At 62.6% G+C, this 14,048-nt stretch carries 13 protein-coding genes and 1 other annotated feature; all 13 genes read right to left on the bottom strand.

Going from position 1 to position 14,048, the window contains the following annotated elements; all coding sequences use genetic code 11:
• On the bottom strand, positions 1-1,104 hold a 1,104-nt coding region (locus VJ604_RS03585; protein WP_324080008.1), incomplete at its 3' end, for a 2-isopropylmalate synthase.
• A gap of 65 nt (positions 1,105-1,169) precedes the next feature.
• Positions 1,170-1,445: a binding site (T-box leader), on the bottom strand.
• 74 nt (positions 1,446-1,519) lie between these two features.
• On the bottom strand, positions 1,520-2,284 hold the full coding sequence (pssA, locus tag VJ604_RS03580) for a CDP-diacylglycerol--serine O-phosphatidyltransferase (protein ID WP_324080010.1): 765 nt from the start codon (positions 2,282-2,284) through the stop codon (positions 1,520-1,522).
• 32 nt (positions 2,285-2,316) lie between these two features.
• Positions 2,317-2,976 carry a phosphatidylserine decarboxylase family protein gene (locus VJ604_RS03575; RefSeq protein ID WP_324080007.1) on the bottom strand — a complete coding sequence of 220 codons (660 nt, stop codon included), beginning with the start codon at positions 2,974-2,976 and terminating at the stop codon, positions 2,317-2,319.
• Between the two features lie 237 nt (positions 2,977-3,213).
• On the bottom strand, positions 3,214-3,705 hold the full coding sequence (gene ilvN / locus VJ604_RS03570) for an acetolactate synthase small subunit (protein ID WP_324080006.1): 492 nt from the start codon (positions 3,703-3,705) through the stop codon (positions 3,214-3,216).
• A 25-nt stretch (positions 3,706-3,730) separates the two neighbouring features.
• Complete coding sequence (gene ilvB, locus VJ604_RS03565; protein WP_324080005.1) at positions 3,731-5,425, bottom strand: biosynthetic-type acetolactate synthase large subunit; 1,695 nt, start codon at positions 5,423-5,425, stop codon at positions 3,731-3,733.
• Positions 5,426-5,620: 195 nt separating this feature from the next.
• On the bottom strand, positions 5,621-7,282 hold the full coding sequence (gene ilvD / locus VJ604_RS03560; protein ID WP_324080004.1) for a dihydroxy-acid dehydratase: 1,662 nt from the start codon (positions 7,280-7,282) through the stop codon (positions 5,621-5,623).
• Positions 7,283-7,677: 395 nt separating this feature from the next.
• On the bottom strand, positions 7,678-8,379 hold the full coding sequence (gene tsaB / locus VJ604_RS03555) for a tRNA (adenosine(37)-N6)-threonylcarbamoyltransferase complex dimerization subunit type 1 TsaB (RefSeq protein ID WP_324080003.1): 702 nt from the start codon (positions 8,377-8,379) through the stop codon (positions 7,678-7,680).
• 126 nt (positions 8,380-8,505) lie between these two features.
• Positions 8,506-9,573, bottom strand: coding sequence for an RIP metalloprotease RseP (gene rseP / locus VJ604_RS03550; protein ID WP_324080002.1), 1,068 nt, complete (start codon positions 9,571-9,573; stop codon positions 8,506-8,508).
• 246 nt (positions 9,574-9,819) lie between these two features.
• Positions 9,820-10,977: a 1-deoxy-D-xylulose-5-phosphate reductoisomerase gene (locus VJ604_RS03545; RefSeq protein WP_324080001.1), complete on the bottom strand. Its 1,158-nt coding sequence runs from the start codon at positions 10,975-10,977 to the stop codon at positions 9,820-9,822.
• Between the two features lie 138 nt (positions 10,978-11,115).
• A complete protein-coding gene (locus VJ604_RS03540; protein WP_324080009.1) occupies positions 11,116-11,907 on the bottom strand; it encodes a phosphatidate cytidylyltransferase in 792 nt (263 codons plus the stop codon).
• An 80-nt stretch (positions 11,908-11,987) separates the two neighbouring features.
• Complete coding sequence (uppS, locus tag VJ604_RS03535) at positions 11,988-12,731, bottom strand: undecaprenyl pyrophosphate synthase (RefSeq protein WP_324080000.1); 744 nt, start codon at positions 12,729-12,731, stop codon at positions 11,988-11,990.
• A 110-nt stretch (positions 12,732-12,841) separates the two neighbouring features.
• Positions 12,842-13,399: a ribosome recycling factor gene (frr, locus tag VJ604_RS03530; RefSeq protein ID WP_324079999.1), complete on the bottom strand. Its 558-nt coding sequence runs from the start codon at positions 13,397-13,399 to the stop codon at positions 12,842-12,844.
• Between the two features lies 1 nt (position 13,400).
• Positions 13,401-14,048, bottom strand: a 648-nt coding sequence (gene pyrH / locus VJ604_RS03525) for a UMP kinase (RefSeq protein ID WP_324079998.1), incomplete at its 5' end; no start/stop codon positions are given.

Raw genomic sequence — 14,048 nt, 5'->3', positions numbered from 1 at the left:
CAGCGCTTTGAAGCGGGTGAACGCCTTGTTCAGGTTCTCCTCGTCCAGCTCGTGCCCCAGTTCCTCCAGCCGCTTCTTGAAGGCGTGGCGGCCGGAGTGCTTGCCCAGCACCAGGGCGCTCGCCTTGAGGCCGACCGATTCCGGGGTCATGATCTCGTAGGTGGATTTCTCCATCAGCATGCCGTGCTGGTGGATGCCCGCCTCGTGCGCGAAGGCGTTGGCCCCCACGATCGCCTTGTTCTGCTGCACGACGATGCCGGTGATGTTGGTCAACAGGCGGCTGGCCGGGGTCAGCTGCTCGGTCACCACGTTGGTCTTGAACGGGAGGATGTCGCTGCGGGTCCTCACGGTCATCACGAACTCTTCCAGCGAGCAGTTGCCCGCGCGCTCGCCGATGCCGTTGATGGTGCACTCGACCTGCCCGGCGCCGGCCTGGATGGCGGCGATGGAGTTGGCGACCGACAGGCCCAGGTCGTTGTGGCAGTGCACGGAGATGGTCGCGTCATCGATGTTCTTGACGTTGTCCTTCAGGTACTTGATGATCTCGAAGTACTCAACCGGGATGGTGTAGCCGACGGTATCGGGGATGTTGACGACCTTGGCGCCCGCGTCGATGACGGCGGCCACCACCTCGGCCAGGAACTTGCGGTCGGTCCTGACCGCGTCCTCGCAGGAGAACTCGACGTTCTTGGTGTAGCCGGCGGCGCGCTTCACCCCTTTCACTGCGGACTCCAGCACCTGGGCCGGGGTCATCTGCAGCTTGTACTTCATGTGGATGTCGGAGGTGGCGATGAAGGTGTGGATGCGCCCCCGCTCCTCGGCGTACTTGAGGGCCTCCCAGGCGCGGTCGATGTCCTTGAAGCCGGAGCGGCACAGGCCGGCGATCTCGGGGCCGGTGATGGTCTGGGCGATCTTCTTGACCGCTTCAAAATCACCCTCGGAAGCGATGGGGAAACCCGCCTCGATGACGTCCACGTTGAGTTTCTGCAGCTGCCTGGCCAGACGAAGCTTCTCGTCGATGTTCATGCTGGCGCCGGGGGACTGCTCCCCGTCTCTGAGTGTGGTGTCGAAAATCTTGATTACTTTAGGCTCGGTATTGCTCATGGCACCCCCTGTGATTTTCCTGTGGTTCCCGTTTATTTTTGAAAATAAAAAAGCCTTCGCCCCAAGCAAGGGGCGAAGGCTCTAGAAAGCTTCCGCGGTACCACCCTCATTCATCCGCCCTGCGGCGGACCTCGTTGACCCTTTACGCGGGCTGACGGGAGGGGCTAAAAACGAGCCCGAGATGCTCGGGGCTTAAGCTAGGACTTAAAACCCGGACCTCGTGCTGTCTGTTCACCGCTCCGGCTCAGAGGCGAGTTCACCTGCTTCCACACCGGTTTGCACCAACCACCGGCTCTCTGGAGAGGAAGGGAAAGGCTACTACTCCTCGTCACTGCCTTTTGCTGATTTGCGCGATAATAGGAAAACCCCTGACGGCTGTCAAGGGTTTTGTTAATTTGTAAAACGTTTTTTCTATTTACTGCGGTCGCCTGCCGGAATTCCTCATCTCCTCGTGCCCCTTGTGCAGGGCCTTTTCCAACCGGCGCCGGCGCGGCCAGGTCATGATGAATCCGATGGGGCCTGAGGCGATGTAGCAGATGAACAGGGTGAACAGCATGATGGCCGGCTCGGCGGCGATCACGGTCAAAAGCAGCACGGCCACCACCAGGAAGACAAAGGGCTGGCGCTTGACCAGGCTCGGGTCCTTGAACGAGTAGTAGCGGACGTTGGAGACCATCAGGAAGGCCAGGAAGTAGATGAGCGTGATGATGCCGATCTTGTAGTAGCTGCTGGGCCAGCCCCAGTGGTAGAAGAAGAGCACGGTGGCCGAGACCACGCTGGCCGCGGCCGGGGTGGGAAGACCGACGAAGCGCCGGCTCTCCACGGTGTCGACCTGGACGTTGAAGCGCGCAAGTCTCAGTGCCGCGCAGCACAGGAACAGGAAGCCTGCCAGCCACCCCACCCTGCCGAACGGCTTGAGCGCCCAGCAGTAGACCAGCAGTCCCGGGGCGGCGCCGAAGGAGACCACGTCGGCCAGCGAGTCGAACTCGACGCCGAACTTGCTGGAGGTCCCGGTGAGCCTGGCCACCTTGCCGTCCAACCCGTCAAAGATGGAGGAGGCGAGGATCCAGAGAGCCGCCGTCCGGTAGTCGCCGTTGACCGTGGAAACCATGCTGTAGAAGCCGGCGAAGAGGCTTCCGGCGGTGAACATGTTGGGCAGGATGTAGATGCCCTTGCGCATCCCTTCCCGCTCTATCTTGGGCTTCTCTTCATTCACGGCAGTATCCCCAGCACGGTTTCACCCGCGACGGTTTTTTGTCCCATGGAGACGTTGATGCGGGTGCCGACCGGGAGGAAGACGTCCAGCCGGGACCCGAAGCGAATCAGGCCGTACCTGCGCCCCCGGGTCAACATGTCACCCGTCTTGGCATAGCAGACGATGCGCCTGGCGATCAGCCCCGCCACCTGCACCACCACCAGCTTCAGACCGGAAGGGGCTTCCAGCACCATCCCCTGCTGTTCGTTCTCGAAGCTCGCCCGCTCGTCCCGCACGTCGTAGAACTTCCCCTTGGTGTAGAAGGAGTCGACCACCTTGGCGGAGAGCGGTGCGCGGTTGATATGCACGTTGAACACCGACATGAAAATACTGATCTTCTCCATCTCCACCTTGGTGTGCGGCTCGACCACCTTCCCCGAGAAGATCACCACCCCGTCCGCGGGGGCAATCACCGCGTTTTCGTCGGTGGGGGTGTTCCGTTCCGGATTTCTGAAGAAGAAAATGGAGAACAGGCTGAGCAGCAGGCCGAGGATGGCGAGAGCGAAGAAGAACGGGTGAAGGTAGGTGCCGAGCAGCGCCATGACAACGGCGACCACCAGGAAACCGAGAATAAACGGGTACCCCTCGGCAGCGACCGGGGTATTTGTGTTGCGCATCTAGTACCTCTTTGATGAATTAAGCGGAAATCTTCGACGACACCCTTCTTCCGCCCGAATTGCCGTACCAGGCAACCTGAGCGTATACGAAGGGAGCTGCGACAACGCGGGGTGCGAGACAGAAAAGAGGGGCCGTTGTTCGGAGATCCTCGCACCAAAGCGAGATTATACTTCGAAAACGGCCCCTCGTGCAATCAAAACAAGGCCTTTCTTAATCTTAATCTTAGCCTGTCGTTACTACCCTCTCCACCCCTTGGAACCGCGGCCGATCACCACCGGGCCGGTGCTGACCAGTTCCTTGAGCCCAAGCGGTCGGAGCAGTTCCACCATGGCGCTGACCTTGGCGGGAGCCCCGGTCGCCTCCAGGGTGTAGGACTTGGGGGTGACGTCGATGACCTTGGCGCGGAAGATGTCCGCGATCCTTAAGACCTCGGCGCGGCTTGCCTCCTCGGCGGAGACTTTCACCAGCACCATCTCGCGCTCGATGGCGTTCTCCGCCTCGAAGTCGATCACCTTGATCACGTCGATCAGCTTGTTGAGCTGTTTGGTGATCTGCTCGATGATCTGCTCGTCGCCGCGGGTGACCAGGGTGATCCTGGAGAGCGACTCGTCGTTGGTGGGAGCCACGGTAAGGGAATCTATGTTGAAGCCGCGCCCCGAGAAAAGCCCGACCACGCGGGAGAGGACGCCGAATTCGTTTTCGACCAGCACTGCTATGGTGTGTCTCATGTTACCCTCCTTGTTCCGTAAGTGATCAGGATGCCAGAACCATCTCGGTCAGGGACGCGCCGGCCGGAACCATCGGCAGCACCTTCTCTTCGCGAGCAACCTTGAACTCCATGAGGACCGGGCCCTTGGTCTCGAAGCCCTGCTTGATGACCTCGTCGACCTCTTCGACCTTGGTGGCCCGAAGGCCAGTGGCGCCGAAGGCTTCGGCCAGCTTGATGAAGTCAATGGGAAGTTCCAGACAGGTGGAGGAGTAACGCTTGTCGAAAAACAGTTCCTGCCACTGGCGAACCATGCCCAGGAAGTTGTTGTTCAGGATGACGATCTTCACGTTCAGCCGGTTCTGGACCATGGTGGCCAGCTCCTGCATGTTCATCTGGAAGCCGCCGTCGCCGCAGACCACGATCACCTGGCGCTCCGGGTAGGCCGCCTGGGCGCCCATGGCAGCGGGGAGGCCGTAGCCCATGGTGCCCAAGCCACCCGAGGAGAGCAGGGTGCGGGGCTTGGTGAAGCCGAAGAACTGGGCGGTCCACATCTGGTGCTGGCCGACGTCGGTGGCCACGATGGCGTCCGGGTCGGAGAGGGCGCGCAGCCTCTGGATCACGTACTGCGGCTTGATGGTGGAGCCGGTCTGTTTGTAGGCGACCGGGTGCTTCTCCTTCCACCCCGCGATCTCGGCGATCCAGGAGGCAAGCTGCTCCTTCGAGGTCTTGGTGTCGTGCGCCTTGGTTACCTTCAGCATCTGCGCCAGCACCTCGCGCACGTCACCCACGATGGGGAGATCGACGCGCACGTTCTTCTTGATGGAGGTGGGGTCGACGTCGATGTGCACGATCTTGGCGTGCGGAGCGAAGGAGGCGATCTTGCCGGTGACGCGGTCGTCAAAGCGGGCGCCCACGGCGATCAGCACGTCGCAGTGGGAAACCGCCATGTTGGCGTAGTAGGTGCCGTGCATGCCGAGCAGTCCCAGCGACTGCGGGTCATCCTCGGGGAAGGAGCCCAGACCCATCAGGGTGGTAGTGACCGGGATGGCCAGCCTTTTCGCGAGCGCGGTCAGCTCCTCGGCCGCGTTGGCGAGGATGACGCCGCCACCCACGTAGATGACCGGCTTCTTGGCCTCCTTGATCATGGCCACCGCTTTTTCGATCTGCTTGGGATGTCCCTCCACGGTCGGCTTGTAGCCGCGGATGTCCACGGTCTCCGGGTAGTGGAATTCGCACTGGGCCATCTGGATGTCTTTGGGAAGGTCGACCAGGACCGGGCCGGGACGGCCGGTGCGGGCGATGTAGAAGGCCTTCTTCATGATGGTGGCGAGTTCTTTGACGTCTTTGACCAGGAAGTTGTGCTTGGTGCAGGGGCGGGTGATGCCGATGATGTCGGCTTCCTGGAAGGCGTCGTTGCCGATCAGCGCGGTGGGCACCTGCCCGGTCAGGATCACCATGGGGATGGAGTCCATGTAGGCGGTGGCGATGCCGGTGATGGTGTTGGTAGCACCCGGGCCCGAGGTGGCCAGGGCGACGCCGACCTTGCCGGTTGCCCGTGCGTAGCCGTCGGCGGCGTGGACACCAGCCTGCTCGTGGCGGGGGAGGATGTGACGGATCTCCTTGAAGGAGAACAGCTCGTCGTACAGGTTGATGACCGTCCCTCCGGGATACCCGAAGATCGTGTCGACGCCCTCTCGTTTGAGGCACTCCAGAACGATGCGCGCACCATTCATTTTCATATATATACCCTCCGTTGTGGCGGCAGTTGTACTGCCGGCTAAGGTTCGACCCCGGACCTGGTAAGGCTGGGATCACGCGTGATCACGTGGATGACTACGTCCCCTGAGACCGGTCTCTCCTTGGCAAAGGAGGTCCGACTCTCTGCCCCTTCGGTAAAGGGGGTCGGGGTTCTACTCGGGGTTCTACCTGGGGCTCTACTCCGCGGTGGTGATGGCCCCGGTGTGCGCGGAGGTCACTACCTTGGCGTAACGGGCGAGCCAGCCCTTCTTGATCTTGGGCTCCGGTGCCACCCAGCGGCTCTTCCGTTCAGCCAGCACTTCGTCGCTCACCAGCACCTTCAGCGACCGGTTGGGGATGTCCAGTTCGATCTGGTCTCCGTCCTCGATGAGGGCGATCGGGCCGCCGGCGGCAGCCTCCGGTGCGATGTGGCCGATGCAGGGGCCGCGGGTGCCGCCCGAGAAGCGTCCGTCGGTGATCAGAGCCACCGAGTCGCCCAGGCCAAGGCCCATCAGGGCCGCGGTCGGCGCCAGCATCTCCCTCATGCCCGGCCCACCCTTGGGCCCCTCATAGCGGATCACCACGCAGTCGCCGCTCTTCACCACGCCGCCCATCATGGCGGCCATGGCGAGATCCTCGGAATCGAAGCAGCGCGCAACGCCGGTGAACTTCATCATCTTCTCGCCCACGCCGGACTGCTTGACGACGGCGCCCTTGGGGGCGATGTTGCCGAACAGGACGGCGATGCCACCCTCTTTCTTGACGGGGTCGGAGACGGGGTGAATGACAGTCTCGTCGACCGCGGTCAGGCTGTCGGCAATCTGCTTGGTGGTAAGACCGAACACGGTCGGGCAGTCGTGGATCTTGTCGCCCAGCTGCTTGAGCACGCCGGCCACGCCGCCGGCCACGTCGAGGTCTTCCATGAAGTGCTCCCCGGCGGGGTTCATGGAGGCGAGCTGCGGGGTCTCCTTGGCGAGGACGTCGAAGGTCTCCAGCGGCAGCGGGACGCCCGCCTCGTTGGCGATGGCCAGCAGGTGCAAGACGGTGTTGGAGGAGCCCCCCAGCGCCAGGTCGACGCGGATGGCGTTCTCGAAGGCCTCGCGGGTCAGGATGGAGCGCGGGGTGATGTTCTCACGCACCATGTCCACGATCCGCTCGCCGGAGGCAAACGCGATGCGGCGCTTGAGCGCGGAGACGGCCAGCGCAGTGCCGCAGCGCGGCAGGCTCATGCCGAGGGTCTCGGTCAGGATGGCCATGGTGTTGGCGGTGAAGAGCCCCTGGCAGGAACCCATGCCGGGGCAGGCGTTCTCCTCGCAGCGGGCGAGTTCCGCATCGTCGATCACGCCGGCCTTGTAGCGGGCCATGGCCTCGAAGGTGTCGGTCACGAAGGAGTACTTGCGGCCCGCGTCGCCGCGGCCGCTCATCATGGGACCGGCGGTGACCACGATGCAGGGGATGTCGAGACGCGCGGCGGCCATCAGCATGCCCGGGGTGATCTTGTCGCAGTTGGTAAGGAGCACCAGGCCGTCCAGGCGGTGCGCCTCGGCCACCGACTCCACCATGTCCGCGATCAGCTCGCGGGTAGGCAGCGAGTAGTGCATACCCTTGTGCCCCATGGAGATGCCGTCGCAGACGCCGGGGATGCCGAAGAAGAAGGAATAGCCGCCACCGGTGTGGACCCCCTTCTCGATGAAGCGCTCGAGGTCGCGCATGCCGACGTGGCCGGGGATCAGGTCGGTGAAGCTGGTGGCGATGCCGATGAACGGTTTCCCCATCTCGCTCTGCGGAAGTCCGGTACCTTTCAAAAGCGCGCGGTGCGGGGTGCGCTCCAAGCCTTGGGTAATAGTATCGCTACGCATATGATCTATCCTTTTGAGGTCCGGCTGGTCAGGCTCGGGGACTGGCTCCGTAGGTGCCTCTCCCCCTCTTCCCGCCACATTTCCCCGACGGTCAGGTCGGGAAGCCGGCGATCTATAGTGGGCAAAAAAGATTAAACTTGAAGAACTTACGATCTAATGAAATGAACAACCAAGATAATACATTAAAGGCGAGCTGTCAACTGCAAGTAGAACGGCGTTAATGGCGACGGGGAAGTCCCACCCCATCCTCACCCTGTCCCTCCCCTTGAAGGGGAGGGGACGCCAAGGCTCTGTGGTAGCTTTTGTACGGTACTTTAATGACGGAGGGTTACCCCATTAGAGGCCTGAGCACACCCTCCCTCCCCTTCAAGGGGAGGGCTGGGGTGAGGATGGGGTTAGCAGTTCTGCTGCGCGTCCTTTTTCCTCTTGGCGATTTCCGCCTCGGAGGCGCGCAGGTAGGTGGGGTTGAGCAGGGCCAGCGGGGTGAACTCTCCTTTGAGTGCCGACTCGAGGGCGATCACCGCCCCAGCCGAAGCGCGGGGCTGGTCGAGATGCCAGGGGGCGAAGATGGCGGAATCGCCCAAGCTGGACTGAATCAGCTCCCGGTAGCGTACCGCCCCTTCCCCGAGGAAAATGGTGGGCTGCTCGATGGAGGCCAGGAATTCGGTCGGCGGGACGACGGCATCCGGCTGCCGGGCTTCCGGCCGAGCGCCGCAGCGGTAAAGGCCGGCGTAGACCTCCCCCTTCCTGGCGTCGAAAAGCGGGGCAACCTGCAGCGAAGCGAAGGGGAGATTCATCGCCAGCATGGCGAGCGAGGAGAAGCCGACGGCGGGCTTGCCGGTAGCGATGCAAAGCCCCTTCACGGTGGCGATGCCGACCCGGACGCCGGTAAAGGAGCCCGGACCAAGCGACACGGCAAAGGCATCGAGCTCGTGCGCGGCAAGCTTGGCGGCTGTCAAAAGATCGGAGACGGCGGCCATCAGCCTCCCCGAATTGCAGCGGTCCTGGCCCAGGATGGCTTCACCAAGGAGAGAATTGCCGTCGCTCAGGGCGACGGACGAGCAGTTGCTGGAGGTATCAATGGTAAGGATCTTCACGGTAAAACTTTTCCACTTTCTTTCTAGCCAGCCCGAAAGTCCCCTCTCCCGAAGGGGGAGGGCTAGGGAGGGAGAAGTGTCGTCGGCGATGCCATCAGAGCCCCGCCAGTTTCCCCTCGACTTGTACTAGATCTTGCTCCCGCTGAACATCCGGGCGATGTCGTTGTAGAAGGCGAGCATCATCAGGCTGATCAGGAGCACGAGCCCGATCTGCTGCGCGATCTCGCGCGACCTCTTGCTGACCGGCCTGCCGATGATCATCTCGATCAGGAAAAAGGCGAGGTGGCCGCCGTCCAGGATCGGGACGGGGAGCAGGTTCAGCACGCCCAGGTTCACCGACAACAGGGCGACGAAGGCCAGGAAGTTGACGCTTCCCGCCGCCGCCTGCTGTCCGGCCATCTTCACGATCATGATCGGCCCGCCAATGCTGTCCAGCGGGAGGGCCCGCTGCACCAGCCGGAGCAGAGAGAGAGCCGTCAACTTCACGACATTCCAGCACTGGGCGCTCCCTCTGGCGATCGCCTCACCGGCAGGATAATGATCGATCTCGGTGTCGCCCGCCGCAACCACCCCAACCACCGGCTGAGTAACGGTGTCGCCGATCAGGTTCTTGCTGGTTCGGCTCTCCGGGGTCATGGTGAACTTGAGGGCGGACGCTCCCCGCTTTACGGTCATCTCCAAGGGAGCGATCTTCCCCTCGGCGATGATCCTGGCGAAATCATCCCAGCGGTTAACCGGCTTGCCGTTGATCGCGGTGATCACGTCGCCGGCCTTGACGCCGGCCCTGGCAGCGGGTTTGTCAGCAACCACCTCGCCGACCTTGGTGGTGATCGCGGGCACCCCCATCATGAAGATCACGATGAAGATGATATAGGCTGAGAGCAGGTTGAAGACAGGCCCTGCCGCGACGATGATCATCCTCTGCCAGGCCGGCTTGTCGGCGAAGGAACGGTGCCGGTCTTCCTCGGCAAGTTCCGCGTCCTCCCCTTCCCCCACCATCTTGACGTAGCCCCCCAGGGGGAGCGCCGAGATCAGGTATTCGGTCTCTCCGATCCGCTTGCCGATTATTTTGGGACCGAAGCCGAGGGAGAACTTCTCCACACCGACCCCGAACGTCTTGGCGAAGATGAAGTGTCCGAACTCATGGATGAATATCAGCGCCCCGAGGGCGATGATGGCGTAGATTATGCTCATTTCTTCCCTCTTATCGTATGCCTCAGGCGGATTGCATGACCTGCAGCGGGAGATCTCCACGGGCAATTAGCGAATTGGCCGTGAGGCAGATGGTATCTGCTTTCTTAGCCTGCACCCTCTTGGCCCTCATTTCAACTGCATTCTGGAAGTGGCCTGCCGACGTCAGCTCCGGTTTCCGGCACCGGTTGCCCAGGACGGGCACCTCCTGGCGCTCCGGCAAGCACCGGAGGCAAAGCCCGCTGACCGCTACTGCTGTACTCCCAGGACCTCTCGGGCCTTCGCCCTTCCCCACAGATCGGCTGCCAGCACCTCGTCTATCGAGGAGACCGAATGCGCCTGGTGGAGGTTCATGACCTTCTCGATCGACTCCGGGATGGCCATGAAGCCTATCTTCCCGTTCAGGAAGGCGTCCACCGCGACCTCGTTGGCGGCGTTCATCACCGCCGGCATGCTCTCGCCGGCATTGGCCGCCTGGTAGGCGAGCTTCAAGGCGGGGAAGCGGTCGGTGTCCGGGTTGAAGAAGGTGAGTCCGGACAGGGTGGTCAGATCCAGCGGCCTGACCCCCGAGGGGACCCGGGCGGGATAGGTGAGCGCGTAGGCGATGGGCCCCTTCATGTCGGGCACCCCCAACTGCGCGATCACGCTGCCGTCGATGTATTCTACCATGGAGTGGATGATGCTCTGGGGGTGGATATTGACCCCGATCCGCTCCACCGGGATGTCGAACAGCCAGCGGGCCTCGATCACCTCCAGCCCCTTGTTCATCATGGTGGCGGAGTCGACGGTGATCTTCTTCCCCATGCTCCAGTTGGGATGGTTGAGGGCGTCCTTCACGGTGGCCACCTTCAGCTGCTCCTTACCCCACTTCAGGAAGGGGCCGCCGGAAGCGGTCAGGATGACGCGGGCGATGTCCTCGTTGCGGTGACCGACCATGGACTGGAAGACCGCGCAGTGCTCGCTATCCACCGGGTAGAGCTTCACCCCCTTCTTGCGGACCATGTCCATCACCAGGTGCCCGGCGGTGACCAGGGTCTCCTTGTTGGCGAGAGCCACGTCCTTGCCGGCCATGATGGCGGCGGTGGTGGGGACCAGTCCGGCGGCGCCCACGATGGCGGCCACCACCATGGTGGTCTCCGAGGCGGTGGCAGCGGCGATCATCCCCTCCACGCCGTGCATGATCTGCGGCTTCTTCCCGGTCAGCATGCGGCCGAGAGCCTTGGCGCTCTCGGCGGAGAGCACGGAGACCAGTTCCGGCCGGAAGGTTTCGATCTGTTTTTTGAGGAGTTCCAGGTTGTTGCCGGCGGTGAGCGCCACCACCTTGAACATGTCGGGCTGGGCCGCGACCACGTCCAGCGTGCTTACGCCGATGGAGCCGGTAGAACCAAGGATGGTCAGCTTTTTCATGTATCCCTCACTGCAAAGGCATTTGATGTAAACTCCCCCCTTGATAAAGGGGGGCCGGGGGGGATCGCAGTTGGCCTCGGCCACTGAATTCTAAAAGCAATCCCCCTAGATCCCCCTTTATCAAGGGGGACTTGTCTGCTACCGCAGCAGGAAGTATGCGTAGTAATAGGCGGCCGGAGCTGCGAAGAGGATGCTGTCCAGCCGGTCGAGGACGCCGCCGTGACCCGGGAAGATGGTCCCCGAGTCCTTCACGCCGCAACTTCTCTTGAGCAGCGATTCGAACAGGTCCCCCAGCTGCCCGAGCACGCCCAAAAGGAGCGCGGTGGCGAGGCAATCCAGAAAGGAGAGCTCCGGGAAGTAGGTGAACTTGGAGATCAGCGCGCCCACCAGGCTGCCGGCCAGCCCCCCCAGCGACCCCTCCACGCTCTTCTTCGGGCTGACCTGTGGATAGAGCTTGGTCTTCCCCATGGCTGAGCCCACGTAATAGGCGGCGCTGTCCCCGCTCATCACGATAACCATGATCAGGAAGAGCCAGGAGATGCCGTGCGGGAGCAGGCGAAGCAGTACCAGGTGCGAAAGGAGCAGGGGAACGTAGAGAAAGCCCATCAGGAGCAGGGCCGAGTCCGCGGCGGCTTGCGGGATCTCCTTCAGCCTGAAGAGCTCGATCAGGCAGAAGGCCAGCACGGAGAGGGTCAGCAGCATGAAGGGGATGGTGGGATTGGCGGCGAAGAGGGAAAAGACCCCGGAGGCCCCGACAAGGGCGGCCAGTTGCCCTTCGGGACGGCGCTGGGGAAGGGCCATCCGGTAGAATTCGTCGAGTCCCAGAAGCGACAGCACGAAGACCAGCACGGCGAACAGGAAGGCGCTCGCCTTCAGGGTGAAAATGATCAGCAGCGGCAACAAGACGACTGCAGTGGCTAATCTCTTGATGGCAGACTCCTTTAGGCGCTTCACGCCCCCTCCCCTTCACGGGAGGGATAGGGTGAGGATGGGGCGGCCCCCGTTTCGCTTTACGCAGACTCCTTGCGGAGCTGGTCGCTGGTCATGCCGAACCTGCGCTCCCTCGACTGGTAGTCGCGGAAGGCGCGGGCAAGTTCGTTCCTGTCAAAGTCGGGCCAGTTGACCTCGGTGAAGTAGAGCTCGGCGTAGGCAAGCTGCCAGAGCAGGAAGTTGGAGATGCGCATCTCGCCGCTGGTCCTGATCAAAAGGTCGGGATCCGGGATGCCGGCCGTGTAGAGCGAGCCGGAGAGCATCTTTTCGTCGATGGCCTCCGCACTCAGCCGTCCCGCCGCCACCTCTTCGGCAAGCGTTTTGGCCGCCGTGACGATCTCCTGGCGCCCGCCATAGGAGAGGGCCAGCGTCAAGAGCATCCCGCGGTTGTTGGCGGTACGGTCCATGGCCGCCTGGATCTCGCGGTCGATGTCGGGAGGGAGGTCGGCGCGGTTGCCGATCACGTTGAAGCGGATGTCGTTTTGCATCATCCTGGCGATCTCAGCGCGGATGTATTTCTTCAGCAGCGCCATCAGCGCCTTGACCTCGGTCTTGGGGCGCAGCCAGTTCTCGGCCGAGAAGGCGAACAGGGTCAGGTAGCGGATACCCAGCCGCGAGCACTCCTCGACAATGACGCGAACCGTCTCCACACCCTTCTGATGCCCGACGATCCTCTGCAACATCCGCTTTTCTGCCCAGCGTCCGTTGCCATCCATGATCACGGCCAGGTGTTCCGGGAGGTTCTCCGGCTTTAACGTATCCATCAGTCACCCTAAAAACAAAAAATCCCCTCAAGTCCGGGGGGTGGCGCGGAAATGAGAGCGTCCGCGCGAAGGTGAGCCGGGGGGCGGCGCCCCCCAGCCGACGAGGTCGTCTAGACCTCCATCACCTCTTTTTCCTTGTGAGCAACCACCTCGTCGATCTTGGCGACATGGCTGTTGGTGAAATCCTGCACTTCCTTCTCGGCGCGCTTCAGCTCGTCCTCGGAGATCTGCTTGTCCTTCTCCAGCTTCTTCAGCTCGTCGATGGCGTCGCGGCGCACGTTGCGGATGGCGACCTTGGACTCCTCGGCGTCCTTCTTGAGCCCCTTGACGATATCCTTCCTGCGCTCCTCGGTGAGCGGCGGCAGGGTCAGGCGGATCAGCTTGCCGTCGTTGGCCGGCGTGAGCCCCAGGTTGGAGTTGAGGATGGCCTTCTCGATGGGGCCGATCATCTTGTTGTCCCAGGGCTGGATGGTGATGGTCCTCGCCTCGGGAACCGCCAGGGTCGCCACGTTGTTGAGCGGGCTGGGATTGCCGTAGAAATCGACCTTGATCTCGTCCAGCAGCGAGGTGCTGGCGCGGCCGGTGCGGACCCTCTGGAAATCCTTCCTGAGAGCCTCGATGGTCTTGTCCATGCGGACGTTCATATTGGCGATGACATCCTTGATCATCTTATTCTCCTTCCTTAACCAGGGTGCCGATCCCTTCCCCGCGGACCACCCGGACGACATTGCCGGCGGTGGTCACGTCGAAGACGATGATCGGGAGGCTGTTGTCCATGCAGAGCGAGATGGCGGTGGCATCCATGACCTGGAGCCCCTTCCTGAGCACCTCGAGGTAGCTCAACTGGTCGTACTTGGTGGCGGAGGCGTCCTTGGTGGGGTCGGCCGAGTAGACGCCGTCCACCTTGGTCCCCTTGAGGATGACGTCGGCGCCGATCTCCATGGCCCGAAGGCTTGCGGCGGTGTCGGTGGTGAAGTAGGGGTTGCCGGTGCCGGCGCCGAAGATGACCACCCTCCCCTTCTCCAGGTGCCTGACTGCACGCCTGCGGATGTAGGGCTCGGCGACCTCCGCCATGCTGATGGCGGACTGCACGCGGGTATCCACCCCGATCTTCTCCAGGGCGTCCTGCATGGCGAGCGAGTTGATCATGGTGGCGAGCATCCCCATGTAGTCGGCGCTGGCGCGGTCCATCCCCTTGGAGGAGGCCGCCAGCCCGCGGAAGATGTTGCCGCCGCCGATCACCAGCGACAGCTCCACGCCGAGGGCGACCACCTCTTTCACCTCGTGGGCGATGGCGGTGATGGTCTTGGGATCGAT

Source organism: Geomonas sp., assembly GCF_035254065.1.
In the GTDB taxonomy this organism is placed as follows: Bacteria; Desulfobacterota; Desulfuromonadia; order Geobacterales; family Geobacteraceae; genus Geomonas.
Note: the sequence above shows the minus strand (reverse complement) of the source record. Positions and strands in the feature narration are given on the sequence as shown.

Bases quoted from the DNA above. Each gene is read 5' to 3' on its own strand.
- frr (WP_324079999.1), bottom strand. From the start codon at position 13,399: ATGATCAAGGATGTCATCGCCAATATGAACGTCCGCATGGACAAGACC.
- uppS (WP_324080000.1), bottom strand. From the start codon at position 12,731: ATGGATACGTTAAAGCCGGAGAACCTCCCGGAACACCTGGCCGTGATC.
- ilvB (WP_324080005.1), bottom strand. From the start codon at position 5,425: ATGAAAATGAATGGTGCGCGCATCGTTCTGGAGTGCCTCAAACGAGAG.
- ilvN (WP_324080006.1), bottom strand. From the start codon at position 3,705: ATGAGACACACCATAGCAGTGCTGGTCGAAAACGAATTCGGCGTCCTC.
- ilvD (WP_324080004.1), bottom strand. From the start codon at position 7,282: ATGCGTAGCGATACTATTACCCAAGGCTTGGAGCGCACCCCGCACCGC.
- rseP (WP_324080002.1), bottom strand. From the start codon at position 9,573: ATGAGCATAATCTACGCCATCATCGCCCTCGGGGCGCTGATATTCATC.
- VJ604_RS03575 (WP_324080007.1), bottom strand. From the start codon at position 2,976: ATGCGCAACACAAATACCCCGGTCGCTGCCGAGGGGTACCCGTTTATT.
- pssA (WP_324080010.1), bottom strand. From the start codon at position 2,284: ATGCGCAAGGGCATCTACATCCTGCCCAACATGTTCACCGCCGGAAGC.
- VJ604_RS03545 (WP_324080001.1), bottom strand. From the start codon at position 10,977: ATGAAAAAGCTGACCATCCTTGGTTCTACCGGCTCCATCGGCGTAAGC.